23 protein-coding genes and 1 pseudogene are annotated in these 21,054 nt (G+C 42.0%); 3 read left to right on the top strand and 21 right to left on the bottom strand.

Annotation, left to right across the window (positions count from 1 at the left end; genetic code table 11):
- From D0469_RS13795 to D0469_RS13770, 6 genes and pseudogenes are all read right to left on the bottom strand, one after another.
- On the bottom strand, positions 1 to 1,140 hold the full coding sequence (locus D0469_RS13795; protein WP_117327323.1) for a D-alanyl-D-alanine carboxypeptidase family protein: 1,140 nt from the start codon (positions 1,138 to 1,140) through the stop codon (positions 1 to 3).
- A 98-nt stretch (positions 1,141 to 1,238) separates the two neighbouring features.
- Positions 1,239 to 1,696 (bottom strand): annotated as a pseudogene (locus D0469_RS13790) (superoxide dismutase); the annotation flags it as partial.
- 315 nt (positions 1,697 to 2,011) lie between these two features.
- The gene (locus D0469_RS13785; protein WP_117327322.1) at positions 2,012 to 2,500 is read right to left on the bottom strand and encodes a YpuI family protein; all 489 of its coding nucleotides are present in this window, start codon (positions 2,498 to 2,500) and stop codon (positions 2,012 to 2,014) included.
- Between the two features lie 19 nt (positions 2,501 to 2,519).
- Positions 2,520 to 2,942 (bottom strand): hypothetical protein, encoded by a 423-nt coding sequence (locus tag D0469_RS13780; protein ID WP_117327321.1) that lies wholly within the window; start codon positions 2,940 to 2,942, stop codon positions 2,520 to 2,522.
- A 70-nt stretch (positions 2,943 to 3,012) separates the two neighbouring features.
- Complete coding sequence (gene scpB / locus D0469_RS13775) at positions 3,013 to 3,594, bottom strand: SMC-Scp complex subunit ScpB (protein WP_117327320.1); 582 nt, start codon at positions 3,592 to 3,594, stop codon at positions 3,013 to 3,015.
- Positions 3,581 to 4,342 carry a segregation/condensation protein A gene (locus D0469_RS13770; protein WP_117327319.1) on the bottom strand — a complete coding sequence of 254 codons (762 nt, stop codon included), beginning with the start codon at positions 4,340 to 4,342 and terminating at the stop codon, positions 3,581 to 3,583. Before D0469_RS13770 ends, scpB begins: the two co-directional genes overlap by 14 nt.
- A 306-nt stretch (positions 4,343 to 4,648) precedes the next feature.
- On the opposite strand from D0469_RS13770, the gene D0469_RS13765 reads away from it, so the two are divergent.
- Both D0469_RS13765 and D0469_RS13760 read left to right on the top strand, forming a co-directional pair.
- Entirely contained in the window at positions 4,649 to 4,741 is a 93-nt protein-coding gene (locus D0469_RS13765; RefSeq protein ID WP_117327318.1) for a YjcZ family sporulation protein, read from the top strand.
- A 281-nt stretch (positions 4,742 to 5,022) separates the two neighbouring features.
- The gene (locus D0469_RS13760) at positions 5,023 to 5,547 is read left to right on the top strand and encodes a DUF309 domain-containing protein (protein WP_117327317.1); all 525 of its coding nucleotides are present in this window, start codon (positions 5,023 to 5,025) and stop codon (positions 5,545 to 5,547) included.
- A 261-nt stretch (positions 5,548 to 5,808) separates the two neighbouring features.
- Here D0469_RS13760 and D0469_RS13755 read toward each other — a convergent pair whose 3' ends face one another.
- Entirely contained in the window at positions 5,809 to 6,159 is a 351-nt protein-coding gene (locus D0469_RS13755) for a GNAT family N-acetyltransferase (RefSeq protein ID WP_117327316.1), read from the bottom strand.
- A gap of 416 nt (positions 6,160 to 6,575) precedes the next feature.
- Between D0469_RS13755 and D0469_RS13750 the strand changes: the two genes are divergently transcribed.
- Positions 6,576 to 7,451 carry a DUF1002 domain-containing protein gene (locus tag D0469_RS13750; RefSeq protein WP_117327315.1) on the top strand — a complete coding sequence of 292 codons (876 nt, stop codon included), beginning with the start codon at positions 6,576 to 6,578 and terminating at the stop codon, positions 7,449 to 7,451.
- A 117-nt stretch (positions 7,452 to 7,568) separates the two neighbouring features.
- Here the strand turns inward: D0469_RS13750 and lysA are convergent, their stop codons facing one another.
- The 14 genes from lysA to D0469_RS13680 form a co-directional block, all read right to left on the bottom strand.
- Positions 7,569 to 8,873, bottom strand: a complete 1,305-nt coding sequence (gene lysA, locus D0469_RS13745) for a diaminopimelate decarboxylase (protein WP_117327314.1) — start codon at positions 8,871 to 8,873, stop codon at positions 7,569 to 7,571.
- A 122-nt stretch (positions 8,874 to 8,995) separates the two neighbouring features.
- Positions 8,996 to 10,471 (bottom strand): spore germination protein, encoded by a 1,476-nt coding sequence (locus tag D0469_RS13740; protein WP_158553472.1) that lies wholly within the window; start codon positions 10,469 to 10,471, stop codon positions 8,996 to 8,998.
- Entirely contained in the window at positions 10,422 to 11,033 is a 612-nt protein-coding gene (locus tag D0469_RS13735) for a stage V sporulation protein AE (protein WP_117327312.1), read from the bottom strand. The genes D0469_RS13740 and D0469_RS13735 overlap by 50 nt, the downstream gene beginning before the upstream one ends.
- A gap of 36 nt (positions 11,034 to 11,069) precedes the next feature.
- Complete coding sequence (locus D0469_RS13730; protein WP_117327311.1) at positions 11,070 to 11,492, bottom strand: stage V sporulation protein AB; 423 nt, start codon at positions 11,490 to 11,492, stop codon at positions 11,070 to 11,072.
- A complete protein-coding gene (locus tag D0469_RS13725; RefSeq protein ID WP_117327310.1) occupies positions 11,482 to 12,102 on the bottom strand; it encodes a stage V sporulation protein AA in 621 nt (206 codons plus the stop codon). Before D0469_RS13725 ends, D0469_RS13730 begins: the two co-directional genes overlap by 11 nt.
- Positions 12,103 to 12,327: 225 nt before the next feature.
- Entirely contained in the window at positions 12,328 to 13,086 is a 759-nt protein-coding gene (gene sigF / locus D0469_RS13720; RefSeq protein WP_117327309.1) for an RNA polymerase sporulation sigma factor SigF, read from the bottom strand.
- A gap of 13 nt (positions 13,087 to 13,099) precedes the next feature.
- A complete protein-coding gene (gene spoIIAB / locus D0469_RS13715; RefSeq protein WP_117327308.1) occupies positions 13,100 to 13,540 on the bottom strand; it encodes an anti-sigma F factor in 441 nt (146 codons plus the stop codon).
- 3 nt (positions 13,541 to 13,543) lie between these two features.
- Positions 13,544 to 13,894: an anti-sigma F factor antagonist gene (gene spoIIAA / locus D0469_RS13710; protein WP_117327307.1), complete on the bottom strand. Its 351-nt coding sequence runs from the start codon at positions 13,892 to 13,894 to the stop codon at positions 13,544 to 13,546.
- A 133-nt stretch (positions 13,895 to 14,027) separates the two neighbouring features.
- Positions 14,028 to 15,203, bottom strand: a complete 1,176-nt coding sequence (locus D0469_RS13705; protein WP_117327306.1) for a D-alanyl-D-alanine carboxypeptidase family protein — start codon at positions 15,201 to 15,203, stop codon at positions 14,028 to 14,030.
- Between the two features lie 163 nt (positions 15,204 to 15,366).
- Positions 15,367 to 16,671 carry a pyrimidine-nucleoside phosphorylase gene (locus D0469_RS13700; protein ID WP_117327305.1) on the bottom strand — a complete coding sequence of 435 codons (1,305 nt, stop codon included), beginning with the start codon at positions 16,669 to 16,671 and terminating at the stop codon, positions 15,367 to 15,369.
- 401 nt (positions 16,672 to 17,072) lie between these two features.
- Positions 17,073 to 17,888, bottom strand: a complete 816-nt coding sequence (locus D0469_RS13695; protein ID WP_117327304.1) for a purine-nucleoside phosphorylase — start codon at positions 17,886 to 17,888, stop codon at positions 17,073 to 17,075.
- Positions 17,889 to 17,900: 12 nt separating this feature from the next.
- Entirely contained in the window at positions 17,901 to 19,088 is a 1,188-nt protein-coding gene (gene deoB, locus D0469_RS13690) for a phosphopentomutase (protein ID WP_117327303.1), read from the bottom strand.
- Positions 19,089 to 19,415: 327 nt separating this feature from the next.
- Positions 19,416 to 20,309, bottom strand: coding sequence for a site-specific tyrosine recombinase XerD (gene xerD, locus D0469_RS13685; RefSeq protein ID WP_117327302.1), 894 nt, complete (start codon positions 20,307 to 20,309; stop codon positions 19,416 to 19,418).
- 4 nt (positions 20,310 to 20,313) lie between these two features.
- Entirely contained in the window at positions 20,314 to 20,541 is a 228-nt protein-coding gene (locus D0469_RS13680; RefSeq protein WP_117327301.1) for a YqzK family protein, read from the bottom strand.
- Between the last annotated feature and the right edge of the window lie 513 nt (positions 20,542 to 21,054).

The raw sequence follows: 21,054 nt of genomic DNA, 5'->3' as shown, positions 1-21,054 counted from the left end.
TTAATTCAACCCCAGGAAGGTAAAGAATATTCGTTTCCACTGTGGCTCGTTTCCCATTCTCATTGTCGCTTCTGCTTTTCCAAAAAAAATGTTTCTGGTGCCAATACTTTCTCCATCAAGAAGGATTTCTGTCCTGCCTACTCTTTCAGGCAAATTCTTCCCTTTGCTCCATTCCTTTTTTGGCTGAATCAGTTTGTATGATATGGTAACCTGCTCTTTTTCCTCACCGGTTAAAGGATAGAGGAATGGGGTACGTGTATATATATTCCCTTTATATACTTTATTCTTCACTGCCTTGATCGGACCCGCAGCTAGTACTTCTGTTAAATCGTATTTTTGAAATGCAGATTCATACATATTAATGTGATCATTCCAATCATCTCCGTCATTGAGCGTAACCGCAATAAGACTCATATCATCCTTAGTGGCTGTTGACACAAGTGTCCTCTTTGCTAGTTTTGTATAACCCGTTTTGCCTCCAGTACAATATTCATACATGGAAAGCAATTTGTTTTTGTTACGCCAAACGTAGTCCCAACCTTCCATGCTGTTTGGTGCTCGATGCTTTTTAGTACCGGAAATTTTTTTATACTGTTCATTATTCATGGCATACCGCGTCAGTAAAGCCATATCATATGCTGATGAGAAATGGTCCTTCGTATTGTCCAGCCCATGAGGGTTGGAAAAATTAGTGTTTTTCATTCCGATTTCTTCAGCCTTTTGATTCATCATCCAGATAAATCCGTCGAAGCTGCCGCCAACAAACTCAGCTATCGCAACAGCTGCATCATTTCCGGAGCGAAGCATGAGGCCATACACTAAATCTTCAAGCTTCATTTTTTGGCCGTGCTGAAGATACAGCGCAGAACCTTCCGTCCCGATTGCTTTATCACTTATTTTGACCGTTTGATCCATCTTTCCTGATTCTAGGGCCAGGATGGCAGTCATTATTTTCGTTATACTGGCTATTCTTCTTTTTTCATGGGCATTGACTTCATATAGAACACGCCCGCTGTCCTGCTCCATCAAAACGGCATTCCTGGCACTCACTCCGATTGCTGCCTTTGCCTGGTGCGGGTTTAACGAAACAAGAAGAGCCATAGCTATGATAATTGAGGTCCATTTATATAAAACACGCATGCAGCCCATCGTCCCCTTTTATGTTTTGTACAAGTTTATGCATGAGGACAAGGGTTATGACAAGAAAAGCGTAAGCACCCTGTTCTAGAGGAAGAACGGCTATCCCACTGGGTTAATATCATGGGGCGCTCTGATTGGAGAATTTCAAGCCTTCTTGCCCTAGGTGACCAGATCAGCAGCGCCCAGCCGACACCCTCAACCTGCTTAGCGGCCTCGCTAAAATGCCTTTTGAATGCTTCAAAACTCCCAAAATTCTGTTCAATCTGACTCAATAAAATACCTTTAGGATTCCCCCCCCTTTTGGACTCATAATCTCCCAAAAGATTGTATGGAGATAATGGCCGGATCCGTAAAAAGCTGCTTCCCTTTCCCAATGCTTTAGCAGCTCAAAGTCATTAGATCGCCTCGCCTTATTTCATCATAAATTCAGCCTTATTCAAGCCATCCACGTACGCTTTAGGGTGCTTTTGACGATGAGGACGCATGATTTCCTCGGAAATGACCGGTTCCCATGCGTTATATGGATAAGGTGAGGCGGCAAAGTATGCTTCCCGATAGGGAACAGGGCCTATTACCTCCCCATCCATCGTTTAAAATGGGAAAAACATTGAGAAATTGTCCTGCGTGAAAATCAGCTATAAAGTTCTCACACCTCTGTTAAAAATGACAACAAATTATATCTTGGCCTCTATGCATTCTACCAAATACAAGAGGCATTGCTGCATTAAGCTCCTTTGCCTGCCAACCGGGAAGGAAAGGATGACCTCTTGCGTTTAATAGTTAAGTATACAAAAAGGCAGCGAAGATTCTTCGCTGCCCTTGGTTTCCCCGCATACAGTCCGCGAAACTGCTTTCTGGAGAAATGTTCTCTTTATTTTGATTGCATCATCTTGGTACGATAATCCGTTTCATAGAACTCAAGCTCTTCACGAGCGTTTTGAAAACCGCTCTCCAATTCCTTGATAATATGGGAGAGGCTTACCGGTACTTCTGAATGGAACTTGATCGAGTTTTTCCCGGTATAGGCAGAACGGCTATCTTCATACCATCGGTCAGATCTAGGAGAGAAATACTCATCAATGCATTGGTGGTAAATCTTATATAATGTTTTTTCGGCTGCACCTTTGTTGAAGGGTTCTGTTTGAAGAACAATCTGGCAAGCCTCAAGGCCTTCTTCACAGTTAACAAGTAATCTGCGCAGGCTTGAAAGTACTCCCTTATAGTACTGGTCATCACCAGCCTTTTCCTCGCGAAGCATTGTTAAAGTTGTTCCGTTTAGAAACTCCTCAAGCTTTCCAACCGTATTCCCCAGGAATACCCTGACGTCCTCTAATTGTGATTTAACGATTGTATTACCCACTAAATGCAGCCTCCTTTTGTTATCTTTGCTCCTGCAGAGTAAAATCCAATGGGGAAACGACCTCATAACCGTTTTTGTTAATGATTCCCTCAATTAATTCTTCAAGTTTTTGATAATTAATTTTTTCAAAGTAACTGGAAAATTCCTTTACCGAATTAATGTAGACTCTTTTCCGTGAACGGAAGCCCGGGTTTGCGAGCAGACAGACGATACCTGCAATATCTTTCAGATAAAATTCACTGCCGCCTGAGGTAAACAAAGGGTTTTCGGAATACGGTGTAAATGATAGGACGGATTCATCAAAAAACCTGACATATAAAACATGTAAAGTCTTTTCCTGGCCGTTTTCTATGTAGGTTACCTCTGAGCGGTTAAAGAAATCCTCCGAAGTGTTGGATTTTTCCTTTTCCAGCTCATAGCCCCTGCAATCTTTAATTAACACAAAAATCCCCCCGCTGATAATGTCAGCTTTACTTGTTCTCCACCATTTTAACACAATTCAGAATAAATTGTTATTCTACTGGGTCAGGAAAATTCCCAAAAAACAGGTCTGCTTCACCGTTCTCAATATCATCCTCTCCACGCTCCGCCAGCGGAGGAAGCTCTTCAATGGTCTTAAGGCCAAAATGTTCGAGAAATTCCTTAGTTGTCCCATATAAATAGGCCCTTCCTGAACCCTCGGCACGGCCAACTTCTTTGATTAAAGCTTTTGAAACAAGTGTTTGAAGCGGCCTTTCCGTTTTCACGCCGCGGATTTCTTCAATTTCAGCCCTTGTAATCGGCTGTTTATAGGCGACAATGGCCAGCGTCTCTAAAGCTGCCTGGGATAGGCTTTGATTTCCAGGGGTCTCGACCAGTCTTTTCAGGTAATCAGAATGCTCTTTTTTTGTGACAAGCTGAAAGCCACCTGCCATTTCGGCAATTGTAATGCCTCGGTGGCCAGCATCATATTCCTCCTTAAGAGAGGCGACAATATGTGCGGCCTGAAACTCCTCCAGCTCCAATACCGCAGAGATTTGTGAAAGGGATAATCCTTCGTCTCCGGCAGCAAAAAGCAGCGCTTCCAGAATCCCTTTCCATTTAATGAGTTCCAACTGCTTCTACACCTTCCTTGGCTACAACAAATATTTCCGCAAAGTTACTGTCCTGCTCTACGAAAATTTCATTCATTTTCATCAACTCCAGAACAGCAAGAAAAGTTACAACAATATATTCCTTTTCCGGATATGGGAACAACTCAAAAAAGCTTGTCCTTTTTTTTACTTTATTCAGGTTCTCCAATATTTCTTCCATTCGTTTTTCTATCGATATTTCCCGCCTTGTGATTCTTGTAAAGGCAGGCTTCTTCAACTTTTGCCTCCTGAGAAGCTTTTGAAACGCCCCCAGCATATCATAAAGAGTTACATTCAGCTCCTGACGGGAAGGTTCAATTTCTTTTGAGAATTGAGAAAGATCACTTGGCGGTTTCGAGAACATAAGGCTTCGTTCTTCTTCCATATGCTTGAATTCAACAGCTGCCTCTTTGTATTTTCTATACTCAATCAGCTTCTCAACCAATTCATCACGGGGATCGTCGTCATATTCTGTTTCATCAGCGCTGTGGTCATCCTCATATATCGGCAATAACATCTTGCTCTTGATCGCGAGCAAAGTAGCAGCCATTACAAGGTATTCACTTGCTATATCCAATTCCAATTCTTTCATTGCATGTATATAAGCCATATACTGGCCTGTAATTTCAGCCATTGGTATATCATATATGTCGATTTCCAGCCTGTTGATCAGATGAAGCAATAAATCCATCGGACCTTCAAAGGCATCAATTTTCACATTATAAGCCATTGCTATCCCACCAATTATTCCTTTTAGCTTAAGAGTCCTGCTAACAGAATCGAATATTACTAGTATAGAGGATTCACCTCTTTTGTCCAATACCTATCCAACTTTTATTAATTAATTACAAAAATCAGCACATTTTATTAACGCAAGAACTAACAGCCATGAATTCCACTTCGTTTAGCATGCCTCGTCCTAGGAGAACTTGACTTAGGGTTTTACAATAGTTTAGGCCCTAGCCTATACCGTATTGAATTGCTTTTCATATGCTGACAATGTAATGAATATCTAAAAATTCCAGGAGGTAATTATATGGGAGACAAAGGTTTCAGTTATGGCAACGGTTTCGCATTAATAGTAGTATTGTTCATTTTATTGGTTATTGTTGGAGCAGCTTGGTGCTAATTCTGACATAACCATACATGAATGCAGTCTGGCCGAATCAGTTCTGTTCGGGATTATTCTTTTAGTCCCGCAGCAGGACTGTTTTTTATTGTACAATATGTGACGCTTGATTTACTGGAAATAACAGTATATGCTTTGTAACAAAAAAGAACAGCTATTCAGTGGTTTTTTGATGAAGTATAAACTTTAAAAAAGTCTGGAGATCAAGTGCAAATCAGCCCGCCACAATTAATCTAACTTCAATAAGGGATTGCCTTGATCTAAATTAAAGGAGCATTGTTATGAGTTATCCAGAGGAATTTATGCTATACTTAGTCCATTTTCAGGGCAGCAGGGATTATTTTGAATGCCATGAAATACTCGAGGAATACTGGAAAGAGATAGATCCGGGTGTACGGGACTCACACTGGGTAGGACTTATTCAGCTCGCCGTTTCACAATACCATCATCGGCGAAACAATTTTGGTGGAGCTTTAAGGACAATTGAAAAATCCATTATTATTCTCAGCAACAAAAAGCTCGAGATGCTCTCTCTGGGCATTGATTATACAGAATTGATGAAGGTACTTCGTGAAAGCAGAGAAAATATTAAAAAGCAGCTAACCTACAGATCGATTGATATTCCGATAAGTGACAGCTTACTAGCTTCGAAATGCAAATTCCTTTGCGAGCAGAATGGATTCATTTGGTCCTCTCCCAGTAACATGGCAGATTACTCTTTGGTAAACAGGCACACTGTAAGGGACCGAACGGATGTAATAAAGGAAAGAACCCGGCAAAAAATGCTGAGGCAAAACAAAGGCTGAGCTTGCTGCAATAAGGTTTCTCAAGGTGAAATTAGGGGTAAATGGGTGCCTTTAGCAGCTCTTCAGTACCCCTCTGTACAGTATCGCAACAAAGAAAGCCGTTCAATATACAGGCAGATTTACTAACTCCTTTTTCAAAATGGAGGAAGATAAAAAAACCTGTCATAGCTGACAGGTTTTCGTGATAAGAAGTTTTCGGGTTTGCAGAAAACGATCGAGCCGATCTTTTTCGATATATGAAATATATTGTTAATCGTTATCTTATGCAAGGTCACACTTTTCAAGAAATGCCGCTGTATGTTCATTGGGCTGAAATTCTTTTTCCGGAAACATGTCCATTACAGCTTTGATCATCGTTTTGCCGATGCCTTGAAAACGGAAAGACGGATTAACGGAAATATGCTGGATTGAAACAGTATCATTATGGCCGGCCACGATCCCAACCAATCCGATAACATCATCTTCTTCTTTCCACAAAAAAAGCTGCCAGTTTGTGTCAGTTTCATACTGTTTCATTGTATTTTGAAGTTTTTTAATATCCTTTTCTTCCGGCATAAAGGAAAGCAGGCCCATTGCAATTTTTTCAAAGCTTTTCTTGTATCTTATTAACATAATGATCCCTCGTTACTGAAAAGAACGATGTGATAGTCACATCCCGTTCTTCCCTAAGATGACAGTAATCTTCCCTATCATACATAATATTGTTTATTCTTTCAACTTTTTGCAGGAGAATATTCCTGTGCTCAGCTCCTCAAACGATAAATTTCCAGTAAATCAGGCCCCAAACCACTGCTCCTATTAATAATATGCATAAGAGAATAATATTGCTCTTCCTCATTATCAGGCACTCCTTCATGTAGTTAATTTTATAAAAGCGGTTATTTTTCCTTTGCATTTATTAAGATATTTTATACTATTAACTATAGCCTGTCGTCTACCTTTTATAAAAAGGAAAGATTCTTCCATGGCATTTTTTAACTGAATCCTTTTGCAGGCACCCGTCGTCTAATACTTTAAGGAGGACTAATATGAAATCTAATACAATTAAAAAATGGGCTTTTTCAAGCCTCTTGCTTACAATGCTATTACCAGTAAATGCTCTTGCTGATGCACAGGTTGGAGAGATGACCGTAACCCTTGGAGAGAATTTAACACAGGAACAAAAGAATACCCTGCTCGCTGAAATGAATGCTCCAGAAAATGTGGAAGTGGTAACTGTAACTAATCAGGAGGAGCACACGTATTTAGGTGATTACGTCCCAAAAAGGCTTATCGGGACAAAAGCGCTTTCTTCCTCTGCCATTACAAATGAAGCGGCAGGATCAGGACTGACAGTTAAAACGAAGAATATTTCCTGGGTAACGGAAGAGATGTACATTAACGCACTTGCAACAGCAGGTGTCAAGGACGCAGACATTTATATAACTGCCCCAATTCAAGTTTCGGGAACTGCGGCATTGACCGGTATCATCAAGGCCTATGAGCTTCAATCGAACAAAGCGATCCCTGAGGAAGTAAAGCAGGCTGCAAACGAAGAAATGGTAAAGACCGCACATTTGGGGGACCAGGTCGGAACAGATGAAGCTTCTGCTTTGATGACAAAAATTAAAGAAGAAATCGCACAAAACCCTCCTGAAACTGAAGCTGATTTAAGGGCGATTATTGAAAGCGCCGCAAAAGAGCTCGGCATTACGTTAAACGAAGACCAAATCCAGAGTTTAATTGACTTGTTTAATAAATTAAAAGAATTAAATATTGATTGGAACGCTGTAGGCGACCAGCTTAATGAAGCAAAAGAAAAGCTTACAACCTTCCTTCAGTCAGAAGAAGGACAGTCATTCCTAGACCAGCTTAAGGATGTTTTTGCAAGCCTGATAGATGCGATTAAGTCGTTTTTCTCTTAAGAATGGCAGTCTAGTGAACCGATTTTTTTAGCAGTCATGTGGCAGACTTGGCCCTTTAAATTTAATTTCGATAAAAAAGACCCGTATGACTAAGTGTACGGGTCTTTTCTTCATTATTTACTGAAGCTGCAAATCCAGACGCAATAGATCCTCTATAGATTCCCGTTTTACAACTAAATGAGAGATTCCATTTTCAACGAATACAACAGCCGGCCTTGGTATACGGTTGTAATTGTTGGACATTGAGTAACCATAGGCGCCAGTACAGAATACAGCGAGCACATCCCCGCGCTCTGCTTTTGGCAGCGGCAGGTCCCAGATAAGCATGTCTCCGCTTTCGCAGCACTTTCCGGCAATCGCAACCGTTTCCTCTGCTTGATCAAGTGGACGGTTAGCTAATACCGCCTCATATTTCGCATCGTATAACGCAGGGCGGATATTGTCACTCATGCCTCCATCAATTGCTAGATATTTCCGCAGATTTGGTACTACCTTTTCAGAACCTACTTTATAAAGAGTCAATCCAGCGTCACCGACTAGCGAGCGCCCTGGCTCAATCCAGATTTCCGGCATTGGCAGGTCTGTCTGTCCGAGCTGATCCTTCACTTCTGTCACAATAGCATCAACATAGCTTGCTGCCGGGAGCGGCTGATCCTCCTCCGTATAGCGGATACCAAAGCCTCCCCCTAAATTGAGCACCTTTGAAACGTACCCGAACTTATCGTGAAATTCAGCTAATTTATCGATAATTTTCTTCGCAGCCAGCAAAAAGCCTGTTGTTTCAAAAATTTGGGAACCGATATGACAGTGCAGACCAAGAACCTGCAGCCATTCAGAACGTAATGAGCTTTCCAAAGCTTCTTCTGCTTGTCCATTTTGTAAATCAAAACCGAATTTCGAATCTTCCTGGCCAGTCAGGATATAATCGTGCGTATGCGCCTCAATTCCTGGAGTCACACGCAAAAGTATATTTACCTTCTGTCTCCTGATTTCACAGATTTCCTCCAGAAGAGCCAGTTCGGAAAAATTATCGACTACAATACAGCCTATATTGTGATCCAATGCCATTATCAATTCTTCTTCACTTTTATTGTTACCATGAAAGTGAATACGTTCTACAGGAAATTCGGCAGCAAGAGCTGTATATAATTCCCCCGCTGACACTACATCCAGGGAGAGCCCCTCTTCCTCAGCAAGCTGAACCATTGCTATCGATGAAAAGGCTTTGCTTGCATAAGCAACCTGTGCGGCTACTCCCAATCTTTCAAAGGTTTCCTTAAACCCTCTTGCCCTTTCGCGGATAAGCGCTACATCATATACATAAAGCGGTGTGCCATGCTCCGCTGCAAGATCCATTGTATCTACGCCGCCGATTTCCAAGTTACCCTTCGCATTCACTTGGGCCGTTCCATAATAATGCATTTCTCCACTTTCCTTCCTCTATCCCGTGTTCTTCCCATCATCTACATTTAAAAGCTAATAAAGATAAAATTACCATAGAAACAAGGGAACTTCAACAGGAATTCAGCTGAAATTTGCCCATATTATGGCCGCCTATATCTATCCTGAGGATGCACAATCCTCGGCCTAAGTTTTGATCCGGGTACCGTTGTCCTGAAAAGGATATGCTTGAAGGCTCCAGGGTTAAATGGAATGAAAGGCCATAAATAAGGTGTATGGAGAGCCCTGATACTGACGAGGTAAAGTATGTATACAGTAGTGCCAATAATTAAACCTGGGGCCCGGAAAACCGCTACAAGAATAAGCAGGACCAGCCTGATCATTTTATTGGCAACACTCAGTTCAAGGCTTGGCGTTGCAAAACTTCCAATCGTCGCAATTGCGACATATAAAATAACTTCCGGTACAAACAATCCAACATTTACAGCAATTTCCCCAATTAGTATAGCGGCAATCAGGCCCATTGCAGTCGTTAAAGCAGTAGGGGTATGAATAGCTGCCATTCTTAAAAACTCCATTCCAGCGTCAGCGATAAATAATTGTAAAACTATAGGAATATGGGTGGTTTTGCTAGGACCAATAAATTTCAGCATATCCGGCAGCATATGCTTCTCCAGGACAAATAAAAACCAAAAAGGGAGCAGATATAATGATGCAAAAATAGCAATAAACCGCATCCATCTTATAAATGTTCCTACAGCCGGAGACTGTCGATATTCCTCGGCATGCTGCACATGGTGGAAAATCGTTGTAGGAGCAATGATTACACTCGGTGATGTATCAACATAAATGAGCACATGCCCTTCTAAAATATGATTGGCTGCTACGTCAGCCCGTTCCGTGTAGCGGACAAGCGGATAGGGATTATAACCCTGATTAACCAGAAATTCTTCTACTGTTTTATCTGACATTGTCAAGCCGTCAATCTTAATTGATTTAAGGCGCCTTAGAATCTCATCAACTATTCCCGGATCGGCCACGCCTTCTATATACCCTACTGCAATATCCGTCTTTGATCGTTCACCTACTCTGAATATCTCAAATCTCAGCCGCTCATCCCTTATTCTTCTTCTTGTCAGTGCTGTATTGACGATTATATTCTCAACAAATCCGTCGCGTGAACCACGAATAACTTTTTCAGTATCCGGCTCTTGCGGCTGTCGACCTGGATAGCTCCTTACATCGACAACGAGTCCTTTATCTGTTCCATCTACCAAAATCACGATCAATCCTGATAATACCTCATCCACAAGTTCGTCCATTGTTTCAATAATCTTGACTGATTGGTGAAGAATTCTATTGTGTACCACTTCAAACGCTTTAGAGGCGGTCCTATATTCTGTTTCATTGGTATCAACCAATTCCTCAATGATATTGATAATGAACAATGGGTCGCATAGCCCGTTTACATAATACACTTGTACCTCTTTTTTCAGGAGGTTTAATTTCCTGACACCGAGGTCAAAGCTTTTGCCAAGCCCCACACGTTCCTTCATATATTCTTCCGCTTCAGCGGTGCGTTTCGGAATCGGTGTCATTGTTTGCTGTTTTGTATCCATTATATCCGCTCCTTTCTAGAATAATTTCGATCGCCAGCCTGGTGACGGGTGAACCAATTTTATAATAATCCCGCCTCGACATTTTCCCGATATCACCTATCCCGACCACTACGGGAGCATTCAGCTGATCAACACAATACACTGTATCTCCAGTGATTCTGCCAAGCTCCTGCTCCCTCGCCCCGTATTTATCAACACCAAATTCGGTGAGCTGGCAATCACGGTCAATGCACACATCAACCTTTGTCCATTCCCTGTGATGTGTTTTAGAAGCAACAGCGATTATGCCGAGCACTTCGATATCTTCGTGTCCTGCTACGTAACGCATTGCAATTTCCCCTGCACCCTCTCCTACATAACCGCAATCATCAAACATAACCAGGACCGGGTCATGGGCTGCCTTCTTAATCAGCTGTACGAGCTGTGGACCGGAAAGCACTGAAGGGTTGCCCTGGGACATTGAAATACAGCGGCAGTTTAAATCTGCGGACACACGTTCCAGTGTCCGCTTAGCATATTCATCTCCATCGGCGACAAGAATAACCTTCCTCTTTTCTGCCATCATTGATTTCCTTTCCGCTGACGCTCGATTCAGGGATTAGCGGTCTACAAAATAAACCCATTGAAATAAGGATCCAAATACCTTACCCAAGACTATAGCCATTAATAGATAAACAATTTTCTCCTGGAGGCCGATTCTTTTTGCAAGTATTGGCCAGACATTCAGAACTTCGGTGAGAGCAGCCGCCAGCATCCCATTAAATATTCCGTTTGCAAGCCCTATAGGAATAAGGAAGAATTTCCAAAATCCGAAGGTCGTATCCTGCAGGCTAATCCATCCGCCCGCTACAGCCCCAAGAACAGCAGCAAATTGATACGAATGAATCAGTTTTTCAGTCTTAGTAAGCTGTATCAATCTAGGTATGATACCTAGCACCGAGATGAATGCAACAAAACCTGCTCCAACAGCCAGGCCCCCAGCCAGACCAATAAATGCGGCGAACAGGATTTTAACGCTCATCTAGCTGCTTTACACTTTCCTTGTTTTCATTCATAATCATAAATTGATCCAAATCTTGCTGGTAATTAAAAATCTCAACCTCAAGGGGACTCGGCTCTTCATTGAATCGTTTTCGGAAAAAATGATTAAAAAACAAGATCATTCCCAACCCTAAACCAAAGCTGTACGGAATCTGGATAAGAAGGGGCTTGCTGTCTTCCCTGCCAGTGATTATTTTAAACAGCTTCTGATGCACATCCTGCATGCTAACATCTTCGTGATAGTTCATGATTGTCAAAGCTGTTCCGAAAAAAAGCAGCAGCCAGACTGCAGTGACAGCAAGATATGAAACTTTTCTTTTGTCATATATGATTTCAACGATTGTTTGTGTCGGTCCGAAGGTTTGAACCTCCAAACCTGGCATGCTTTCTAAAATTCTAGCCAGCATCTGTGACAGGTCAATGATCACAATTGTTTTATCCTCGATAGAAACCTGGTGAACAAAGATCTCCTCCACTTTTTTAACCAGTTGTTCCGGACCTAATACCTTTGCAATATTTTTCACTTGTATATTTTGGTCCTGATGCACGTGTACGCGGTAGCGCATTCTAATATAGACCATATTTTCCATGCTTCTCACACTCCGCACGCAAATTTACCCTAAAGGTAGTATCCGTAGGAAATCATTTGAAAATACAGCAAGAGCGATAGAACCATAAATTGGTATGATATTTTGCTGTTGATGGTTTGTTGGAAATTTTTTGAAGTCCATCTCTTTATAAGTGGCAGAGATTTCTTCTTAGAGGATGGTACAGCGAAGCGATTTATCCATTTGAGAATTAAAAAACCATATGAATCATTGATTCATATGGTCTTTCATTTGAGATAATATTTTCTTTTCAAGCCTAGACACCTGCACTTGTGAAATCCCTAGACGGGACGCTACTTCCGACTGGGTCTGATCTTTATAGTACCTCAGATAAACAATCAGCTTTTCACGTTCATCAAGCTCCTGGATCGCTTCTTTCAGGGCAATTTTATCAAACCATTTTGTATCATTCGCATCGGCAATCTGGTCAAGGAGAGTAATCGGATCCCCGTCATTCTCATATACCGTTTCATGGATGGATGATGGACTTCGGCTTGCTTCCTGGGCCATAATGATTTCTTCTGGAGAGAGCTGCAAATATTCCGAGAGTTCATTTACCGTCGGAACCCTGCCATAAGTTTTGGACAGTTCCTCTTTAGCTCTGCGGATTTTGTTCGCCATCTCTTTAAGCGACCTGCTCACCTTTACCGTTCCATCATCCCGAATAAACCTCTGGATTTCGCCGATGATCATGGGAACGGCATAGGTGGAAAATTTTACCTCAAATGATAAATCGAATTTATCTACCGATTTTAAAAGCCCGATACAGCCAATTTGGTATAAATCATCAGGTTCATAACCGCGATTTAAAAAGCGCTGCACTACTGACCAAACCAATCTTAAGTTGCTTTTTACAATCAGGTCTCTTGCATCCTGGTCCCCACTCTGGCTGCGTCGGATCAAATCCCTTACTTCATCATCCTTTAGATGGACTTGGCCCTTTTCTTTTTTGACACCCACATCCATAAGCAAATCTCCCTTAATTGCACAAAGCTTTACTTTTAGTTACGTGCTTTTTTAATCGGACGATCGTTCCTTCTCCACGGTGTGACACTACCTGAATTTCATCCATAAAATTCTCCATAATGGTAAAGCCCATACCTGAACGCTCCAGCTCAGGCTTAGAGGTATAAAGCGGCTGCATCGCTTCCTCCACATCATCAATTCCAATACCTTCATCCCTGATTGTGAGCTCGATAAGATCATCCTCAATTGTTACTGAGATAAAAACGGTGCCCTCAGGATTATTTTCATATCCATGAATAATGGAATTTGTCACGGCTTCAGAAACAACCGTTTTAACTTCAGTAAGCTCATCCATAGTCGGATCCAGCTGGGCAATAAAAGCAGCAACTGTTACACGGGCAAATGATTCATTTTGGCTAAGTGCAGAAAACTGCAATTCCATTTTATTTTTCATAACCTAGGCAACCCCCAATCTTTGTAAAGCATTTTCTTCGGAAACCTCGAGCTTGATAATTTTAAAGAGCCCGGACATATCGAATAAACGCTTTATCGACGGGGAAATAGCACACACAATCATTTCACCCTGTGTTTGTTTGATTTGCTTATATCTCCCAAGAATCACACCAAGACCCGAGCTATCCATAAATGATAGCTCCTCAAGATTTAATATAATATGCCGGATTCCGTGCTTCTCGATTTCACGGGTAGCCTGGTTCTTGAGATCTTCTGCAGTATGATGATCCAGTTCACCTTTCAGCCGGATGCAAAGAATCTGGTTCCTTGCCTCCATTTCAATAGTAAGACTCACTATATACAGCCTCCCTTTTCTGTCGTCTAGTGAGTCATTTCTATTTCCTTATACAAAATTCCTTCATGGTGACAAAACTAGTGCTTATTCGAGATAGTCAGCTCCGGTTTTGTACATATTTAGACAGAGACTGCTAATCTGCAGAGGAAAACATGCCGAAAGCCCGCTTATACATTTGCCACCAGCTTGCTTTCTCTACTGTTTCTTTAGCGACAATCGGCGACTTGACTAATACCTTTCCATCCTTCACGATTGAAAATGTTCCGATTCTATCTCCTTGCTTGATTGGTGCTTGAAGGTTTTTCTTAATCGAAATTTTATGAGTAAGATCCTTTATATTGCCACCCTTTTTCGTTAAGACAGAAATCGGCTCGCTTGTAACAGCGGTTACTGTCTTGGAGCTGCCTTTGCTGACTTTAACCTTTTGCAGCGAAATTCCGCGTTTATAAATCGGATGCGTCATATACTGAGAAAAGGCATAATCGAGCATCTTTGTTACTTGGGCATTCCGATCTTTAGGGGTAGGTGCACCGAAAACAACAGCGATTACCCGCATATCTCCCTTTTTCGCCGTAGCTGTTAGGCAATATTTTGCCTCATTTGTAAAGCCTGTTTTTAGACCATCTACGCCAGGATAAAATTTAACTAATCGATTGGTGTTTACAAGCCAGAATTTTTTTTCCGTGTCTTCCCGCAAATATGACTCATATGTTCCCGTGAATTTAGTAATTAAGTTATATTTAAGCAATTCCTTACCCATGATTGCCATATCATGCGCAGTACTGTAATGGTCAGCTTCAGGAAGTCCTGTTGCATTTTGGAATTTCGTATTCTTCAATCCCAGTTCTTTCACCTTTTTGTTCATCATGTCGATAAAGGCTTCTTCTGATCCGGCAATTCTTTCAGCCATGGCAACGGATGCATCATTCCCTGAACCTATCGCAATTCCCTGAAGCATTTGTTCAGTTGTCATTTCTTCGCCAGGCTCAAGAAAAATTTGTGAACCTCCCATTGAAGCTGCATACTCACTTGTTCTGACTTTCTCCTTCAACGTTAGTTCGCCTTTGTCGATCGCTTCCATAATCAATAGCATGGTCATAATTTTTGTCATGCTTGCCGGCGGCAGTTTTTCGTCCGAGTTTTTTTCATATAGAATGGCGCCTGTATCTCGTTCTATCAAGATTGCCGATCTGGCATTTTCGGCTAGTTCTACACTTTTCTTTTCAGAAGCCTTGGCAGCTTGTGCTGCCGGCAAAATTATGCTGGACAATAAAACTACAGTAAAGCATAGAGAAAGAATGCGTTTCATCTCCAAACCCTCCAATCTTTATAGCTTCCATCTTTTCCAAACCAGCCAAATTTATACAGCTGGTTTTAGAAAAAGATTTTCTAAAAAAATCAAAAAAAAGCTGATCCGTCGGATTTCCCCCGCGAATCAGCTTTTTTTGCTATAAATGTATAAATTTTACCCGTCAGGCAGTAATGACTTTATGGATTAAAATCGGTTTTGGCACCGAATCAGTTGATATACGGATATTTTCATAAAGTTTCTCTTTAACTTCGGATACATCTTCAAAATTGCTGTAAATGGTCACTAGAGATTCTCCTTTTGAGACTTTATCCCCGATCTTTTTGCGGAGCATCAGCCCAACTGCCAAATCGATAACAGAATCCTTCGTAGCCCTTCCCGCTCCAAGCAGCATGGCTGCTGTTCCGACTTCATCTGCAACGATTTCGGCTACATATCCGTCCTCTTTCGCCTCGAGTTCAAAGATGAATTTTGCCTGCGGCAGCCTGGCTGGATCGTCTACAACTTCAGCCTTGCCGCCCTGTGCTTCCAGGAAAACTTTAAAGGCCTTAAGCGCTGAACCATCATTTATTGCATTTTCGAGAAGAGCCCGTGCCTCGTCGAGTGAATTTGCCTTCTTAGCCAGAAGAACCATATGGCTTCCTAATGTCAGCGAAAGCTCAGTCAAGTCCGCTGGCCCTTTCCCTTTAAGCGTATCAATGGCTTCTAGAACTTCAAGCGCATTACCTATCGCATAACCAAGCGGCTGGCTCATGTCTGAAATGACAGCCATCGTATGCCTGCCAACATTGTTCCCGATATTAACCATGGCACGAGCAAGATCCTCTGAATCCGAAAGTGTCTTCATAAACGCTCCTGCGCCTGTTTTGACATCAAGCACAATCGCATCAGCGCCAGCGGCAATTTTCTTGCTCATAATTGAGCTGGCTATCAGTGCAATGCTGTTTACGGTAGCCGTTACATCCCTCAGTGCATATAGCTTTTTATCAGCTGGTGTCAGGTTACCGCTTTGCCCGATGACTGCCAGCTTGTTTTTATTAACGAGACTGATGAACTCTTCATTTTCGATTTCAACATGGAATCCTTCTACTGCTTCCAGCTTGTCAATCGTTCCACCGGTGTGTCCAAGTCCGCGCCCTGACATCTTCGCAACCGGTACACCAACAGAAGCGACAAGAGGGCCGAGAACCAATGTCGTAGTATCGCCTACTCCTCCGGTACTGTGCTTATCCACCTTGATACCTTCAATGGCAGACAGATCGATCACATCCCCCGAATGAACCATGGCCATGGTCAGGTCTGCACGTTCTTTTTCTGTCATCCCATTAAAATAAATGGCCATCGCAAGCGCACTTATTTGGTAGTCCGGGATTCTTCCGTCTGTATACCCAGCGATAATATAATCAATCTCTTCTGTTGCCAGCTCCAGCCCGTCCCGTTTCTTTTCGATTAAGTCTACCATTCTCATTCCAATTCACCACTTTTTGTTAATTATGGTTAAAAAATAATTACTTTTTCACAAATACTATTTCTAATTCCAGCGCCCAGGAATTTTTATGCAGTAAGAATAACGCCCCGAACAACACAGCGTGCTAGTTCCCGCTTTGAGACAGCACAAGGAAATCCTTCGGCAGCAATTCATCGCACGAAACAAAGCACTGCTTTGAGAGGACGTGATGATCATAGCCAACTCTAATAGAAAATGCCCGCTTCGACATTTGGCGCAGGACTGGATAGAACTTAATCGTCGTTCCTTATGTGTCGATGAGAGTCAGGACAGCGTTTCCACAGGACCAGGTTGTTACCGGTTTTAAGTTGCAAAACTGGTGTACCTAGCTGTTCCTCCTTTGTCGGGGAAATCCGCTTTTCTTAGATTTTCTTTACAATTTCCTTAATCAGACCCAAGAAGCTATGTTTTACTTTCTCGGTCGTTTCAATTACTTCTTCATGGGAGAGCGGCTGGTCTAGAATTCCCGCAGCCATATTTGTGATGCATGAAATTCCTAGAACCTTCATGCCGCTGTGCCTTGCTACAATAACTTCCGGAACGGTAGACATTCCTACCGCATCCCCACCAAGGACCCGGGCTAAGCGGACTTCTGCAGGAGTTTCATAGGTTGGTCCAGAGTTGCCGACATAGATACCTTCCTTAAGGATAATACCCAGCTTCATGGCTGCTTCCCTGGCCTTTTCTCCAAGTTCTTTATTGTAGGCTTCTGACATATCCGGGAAACGAGGCCCAAATCGTTCTTCGTTTGGCCCAATTAAAGGGTTTGTTCCTGTATTATTAATATGATCGGTAATCAGCATTAAGTCTCCAGCTGAAAAGTCTTCATTAACCCCTCCAGCAGCATTGGTTACTATTAGCTTTTCAACCCCTATCATCTTCATGACACGGACAGGGAATGTGACTTTATCCATTGAGTAGCCTTCATAAAAGTGAAATCTTCCTTGCATTGCAACTACGTTTTTACCGCTTAGTGTTCCCAGGACCAATTGGCCTGCATGCCCCTCGACAGTTGATACCGGAAATTCCGGGATATCTTGATAGGCTATTTTTATCGGATTTTCAATTTCATCGGCCAGAACACCCAGGCCTGATCCTAAAATTAAACCAATTTCCGGTTTTGCCTCCAGTTTTCCTTCAATAAATGCCGCCGCTTTCTCAAGCTTTTCATACATCATACAAAACTCTCCTTATTCTATATCGCCTAAAATGTTTTTTCCGTATAAAGGCATTTTAACTTTAAAATTGGCTGCAACCGTTGCGCCGATATCAGCAAAAGTGTCTCTCACAGGAAGCTCTTTACCAGGTGTAAACCGTTTGGAATACATAAGTAATGGAACATATTCGCGAGTATGGTCTGTGCCCGGATGAACCGGATCATTTCCGTGGTCTGCTGTAATGATCAGTAAATCATCTTCTTTTAATCTTTCAAACACTTCAGGCATGCGGGCGTCAAATTCCTCGAGGGCTTTCCCGTAGCCGATCGGGTCACGGCGATGTCCGTATAGCGCATCAAAATCCACTAAATTCAAGAAGCTTAAACCTGTAAAATCCATATCAAGTGTTTGCAGCAGCTTATCCATACCATCCATATTGGAAACAGTCCGCAGGGATTCGGTTACTCCTTCTCCATCATAAATATCGGAAATCTTCCCGATAGCGAGTACGTCGCACCCTGCATCCTTCAGTTCATTCATTACAGTTCTGCCGAATGGCTTCAGTGCATAATCATGGCGATTTGGCGTACGCTGAAAATTTCCAGGTTCACCGATAAACGGACGGGCAATAACCCGGCCCAATTTAAACTCATCCCTAAGTGTAATTTCCCTAGCAATTTCACATATTTTGTATAACTCTTTCAATGGAACCACATCTTCATGTGCCGCTATCTGCAGGACAGAGTCTGCTGATGTATAAACAATAAGCGCACCTGTCTTCATATGTTCTTCCCCAAGCTCCTTGATAATCTCCGTACCGCTTGCCGGTTTATTGCCAATAATACTGCGTCCTGTTTTCGCCTGGAGCTCCTGGATCAGCATCTCCGGGAATCCATCAGGGAATGCGCGAAATGGGGTACTGATATTAAGACCCATGATTTCCCAATGTCCAGTCATTGTATCTTTTCCCCTTGAAGCCTCTTTCATTTTCGTATAATAAGCAGTTGGTTGCTCCGCTTTTTGAATTCCCCGGATTTCACGGATGTTGCCTAGCCCCATCGCTCCTAGGTTAGGCATATTAAGGCCGTTCATTTTTTCAGCAATATGGCCAAGTGTATCCGAACCGATGTCGCCAAATAATTCAGCGTCAGGCGCCTCACCAATCCCGACTGAATCCATTACAATTAAAAACACGCGTTTGAAATGTGATGTGTTTTCCATATATATCCCTCCTGTTTTATAGCTGATAGGAAAATATCGTGAAAATAGTAGCTGCTCCGTACCTACTTCCTTTGGAACATTTCTGCCTTATTTTTCTTCATTGTATATTTCCCTTAATAAAGTGGATTAATCTATGTATAGCTGTTTTCTTCTTAATGTCAGAAGTCTGACCTCTATATTTTAAACGATTTGTAAGCTCTCTTACAATCCAAGAATTCCAATTGCTTCAGTATAAAACAACTCTGCTATTTGGCAATATCCGCCAAAGCGGCCGGTTTCCCTATCCGGCCGCTGGAGATTTCTCTCAATCTTTAATTCTACTATTATTTATGCACGAGGATGAAATTTGGAATAAACATCCTTAATCCTGACATTAGTTACATGTGTATATATTTGGGTAGTTGAGATATCTGCATGTCCCAGCATCTCCTGTACTGCACGGAGGTCCGCACCATTCATTAATAAATGAGTTGCGAATGAATGCCTTAGCGTATGCGGGGTCAGTTCTTTATCGATTGTTGCTTCTTGTGCAAGCTTCTTCAGAATTTTCCAGAAACCCTGTCTTGTCAGCCTGTTGCCAAGGTGATTAAGGAATAATGATTCTGTCTTTGATTTGCGGTTAGCAAAGTGCGGCCTTCCCTTCGACAAGTAATCCTCCACCGCCTTTAACGCCGTTTGCCCAATCGGGATGATTCTTTCCTTGTTGCCCTTCCCGACACAGCGGACAAATCCCATCGCTGCGTGCACATCGCTGACGTTCAGATTTATCAGCTCACTAACCCGCATCCCGGTTGCATACATAAGCTCCAGCATCGCTTTGTCCCTTTTGCCATAATGGGTGTTTTCCCGGGGCGAATCCAGCAAAGCCTCTACCTCTGCCTGGCTCAATGCCTTCGGAAGGCTCTTTTCCAGCTTAGGGGAGTCGATATGGACGGATGGGTCTTGGTCCACCGCCTTTTCCCTTATTAAAAATTGATGAAACGAGCGGACCGAAGCAATATGGCGCGCCAAAGTTTTCGAGGATTTGCCCTGATCCTTCAAATGAGCTAGAAAATGAATGATATGTGTCCTGCGGCACTCGTTCCAATCCGAGATTTTTTCGATATTATTCAAGTAAGCCATATATGATTTCAAATCCCGTTCATAGGACACCAATGTGTTCTTTGCCAGTCCTTTTTCAACTGTTAAAAAGTGAATAAAGTCCCTAAGTTGATATTCCATTCTATTATTCTCCGTTCAAATAAAACAGCAATAACCGGTCAAACCATGTGTCATCACCTGACTCAACAGCCTTGGTAACCTTTATTGCCGCCCCTTTTGGTTCATCATAACGCTGATAATTCTCATACTCTTGATTAAACCATACCATTCCGAAATAAAAAAGAACAGTAAAGCTAACAAACAAAACAAAAACTTTCAATGTGTGATATGCATTCCTGATCGTTGCCTTCATTCCATGCTACCTCCGATCATGTTCCTATTTCAATCTATGCCAAATAGGACAGGTTTTATACATAAAAGAACTATTCCTGCCCCTGTGGATTATGGAAAATAGCGTTTGTAAACTGCCTCTTGTTATACCGCGTCCTTCTGGCTATCTTTGATCAATTGTCGCTTTTTGAACAATAAATGAGTACATGGAAGAATCCTAAACTGGATTTACAGGGTACTTTACGGAATGAATCATATTTTCTCTGAATTTGTCCTGTTATTACGGAATTGATAGATATTTCACGGAATTATTTTATTTTTTCACGAAAATTAGTCATGTTTTTACGGAATTATTTCGTTGTCCTGATTTCGATTTTCACGCTCATTCAGGATCCAGGAAAGAAACCGATTTTCAAGGCACTTAGTACACTTTTGACATACTCTTTTGACACAAATATGTGCTGTCTTCAGCTGGATCTCACAAGCTAACTAAATTCCAATGAAAGACATCCTGATTAAATCTTGTACCTTTTTT

This window comes from Peribacillus saganii (genome assembly GCF_003429095.1).
Taxonomy (GTDB): Bacteria; Bacillota; Bacilli; order Bacillales; family DSM-1321; genus Peribacillus; species Peribacillus saganii.
The sequence above is the reverse complement of the archived record's forward strand: the minus strand, read 5'-3'. Positions and strand labels throughout refer to the sequence as shown.

What these genes read in the sequence shown, in the direction of transcription:
- D0469_RS13750 (WP_117327315.1), top strand. Translation starts at nt 6,576, where the DNA reads ATGAAATCTAATACAATTAAAAAATGGGCTTTTTCAAGCCTCTTGCTT.
- D0469_RS13735 (WP_117327312.1), bottom strand. Translation starts at nt 11,033, where the DNA reads ATGGCAGAAAAGAGGAAGGTTATTCTTGTCGCCGATGGAGATGAATAT.
- xerD (WP_117327302.1), bottom strand. Translation starts at nt 20,309, where the DNA reads ATGGAATATCAACTTAGGGACTTTATTCACTTTTTAACAGTTGAAAAA.
- D0469_RS13765 (WP_117327318.1), top strand. Translation starts at nt 4,649, where the DNA reads ATGGGAGACAAAGGTTTCAGTTATGGCAACGGTTTCGCATTAATAGTA.
- D0469_RS13795 (WP_117327323.1), bottom strand. Translation starts at nt 1,140, where the DNA reads ATGCGTGTTTTATATAAATGGACCTCAATTATCATAGCTATGGCTCTT.
- D0469_RS13730 (WP_117327311.1), bottom strand. Translation starts at nt 11,492, where the DNA reads ATGAGCGTTAAAATCCTGTTCGCCGCATTTATTGGTCTGGCTGGGGGC.
- D0469_RS13755 (WP_117327316.1), bottom strand. Translation starts at nt 6,159, where the DNA reads ATGTTAATAAGATACAAGAAAAGCTTTGAAAAAATTGCAATGGGCCTG.
- D0469_RS13740 (WP_158553472.1), bottom strand. Translation starts at nt 10,471, where the DNA reads ATGGATACAAAACAGCAAACAATGACACCGATTCCGAAACGCACCGCT.
- spoIIAB (WP_117327308.1), bottom strand. Translation starts at nt 13,540, where the DNA reads ATGAAAAATAAAATGGAATTGCAGTTTTCTGCACTTAGCCAAAATGAA.
- D0469_RS13705 (WP_117327306.1), bottom strand. Translation starts at nt 15,203, where the DNA reads ATGAAACGCATTCTTTCTCTATGCTTTACTGTAGTTTTATTGTCCAGC.
- D0469_RS13680 (WP_117327301.1), bottom strand. Translation starts at nt 20,541, where the DNA reads ATGAAGGCAACGATCAGGAATGCATATCACACATTGAAAGTTTTTGTT.
- D0469_RS13760 (WP_117327317.1), top strand. Translation starts at nt 5,023, where the DNA reads ATGAGTTATCCAGAGGAATTTATGCTATACTTAGTCCATTTTCAGGGC.
- sigF (WP_117327309.1), bottom strand. Translation starts at nt 13,086, where the DNA reads ATGGATGTGGGTGTCAAAAAAGAAAAGGGCCAAGTCCATCTAAAGGAT.
- D0469_RS13695 (WP_117327304.1), bottom strand. Translation starts at nt 17,888, where the DNA reads ATGATGTATGAAAAGCTTGAGAAAGCGGCGGCATTTATTGAAGGAAAA.
- D0469_RS13770 (WP_117327319.1), bottom strand. Translation starts at nt 4,342, where the DNA reads ATGGCTTATAATGTGAAAATTGATGCCTTTGAAGGTCCGATGGATTTA.
- D0469_RS13725 (WP_117327310.1), bottom strand. Translation starts at nt 12,102, where the DNA reads ATGGAAAATATGGTCTATATTAGAATGCGCTACCGCGTACACGTGCAT.
- lysA (WP_117327314.1), bottom strand. Translation starts at nt 8,873, where the DNA reads ATGCATTATTATGGAACGGCCCAAGTGAATGCGAAGGGTAACTTGGAA.
- D0469_RS13700 (WP_117327305.1), bottom strand. Translation starts at nt 16,671, where the DNA reads ATGAGAATGGTAGACTTAATCGAAAAGAAACGGGACGGGCTGGAGCTG.
- deoB (WP_117327303.1), bottom strand. Translation starts at nt 19,088, where the DNA reads ATGGAAAACACATCACATTTCAAACGCGTGTTTTTAATTGTAATGGAT.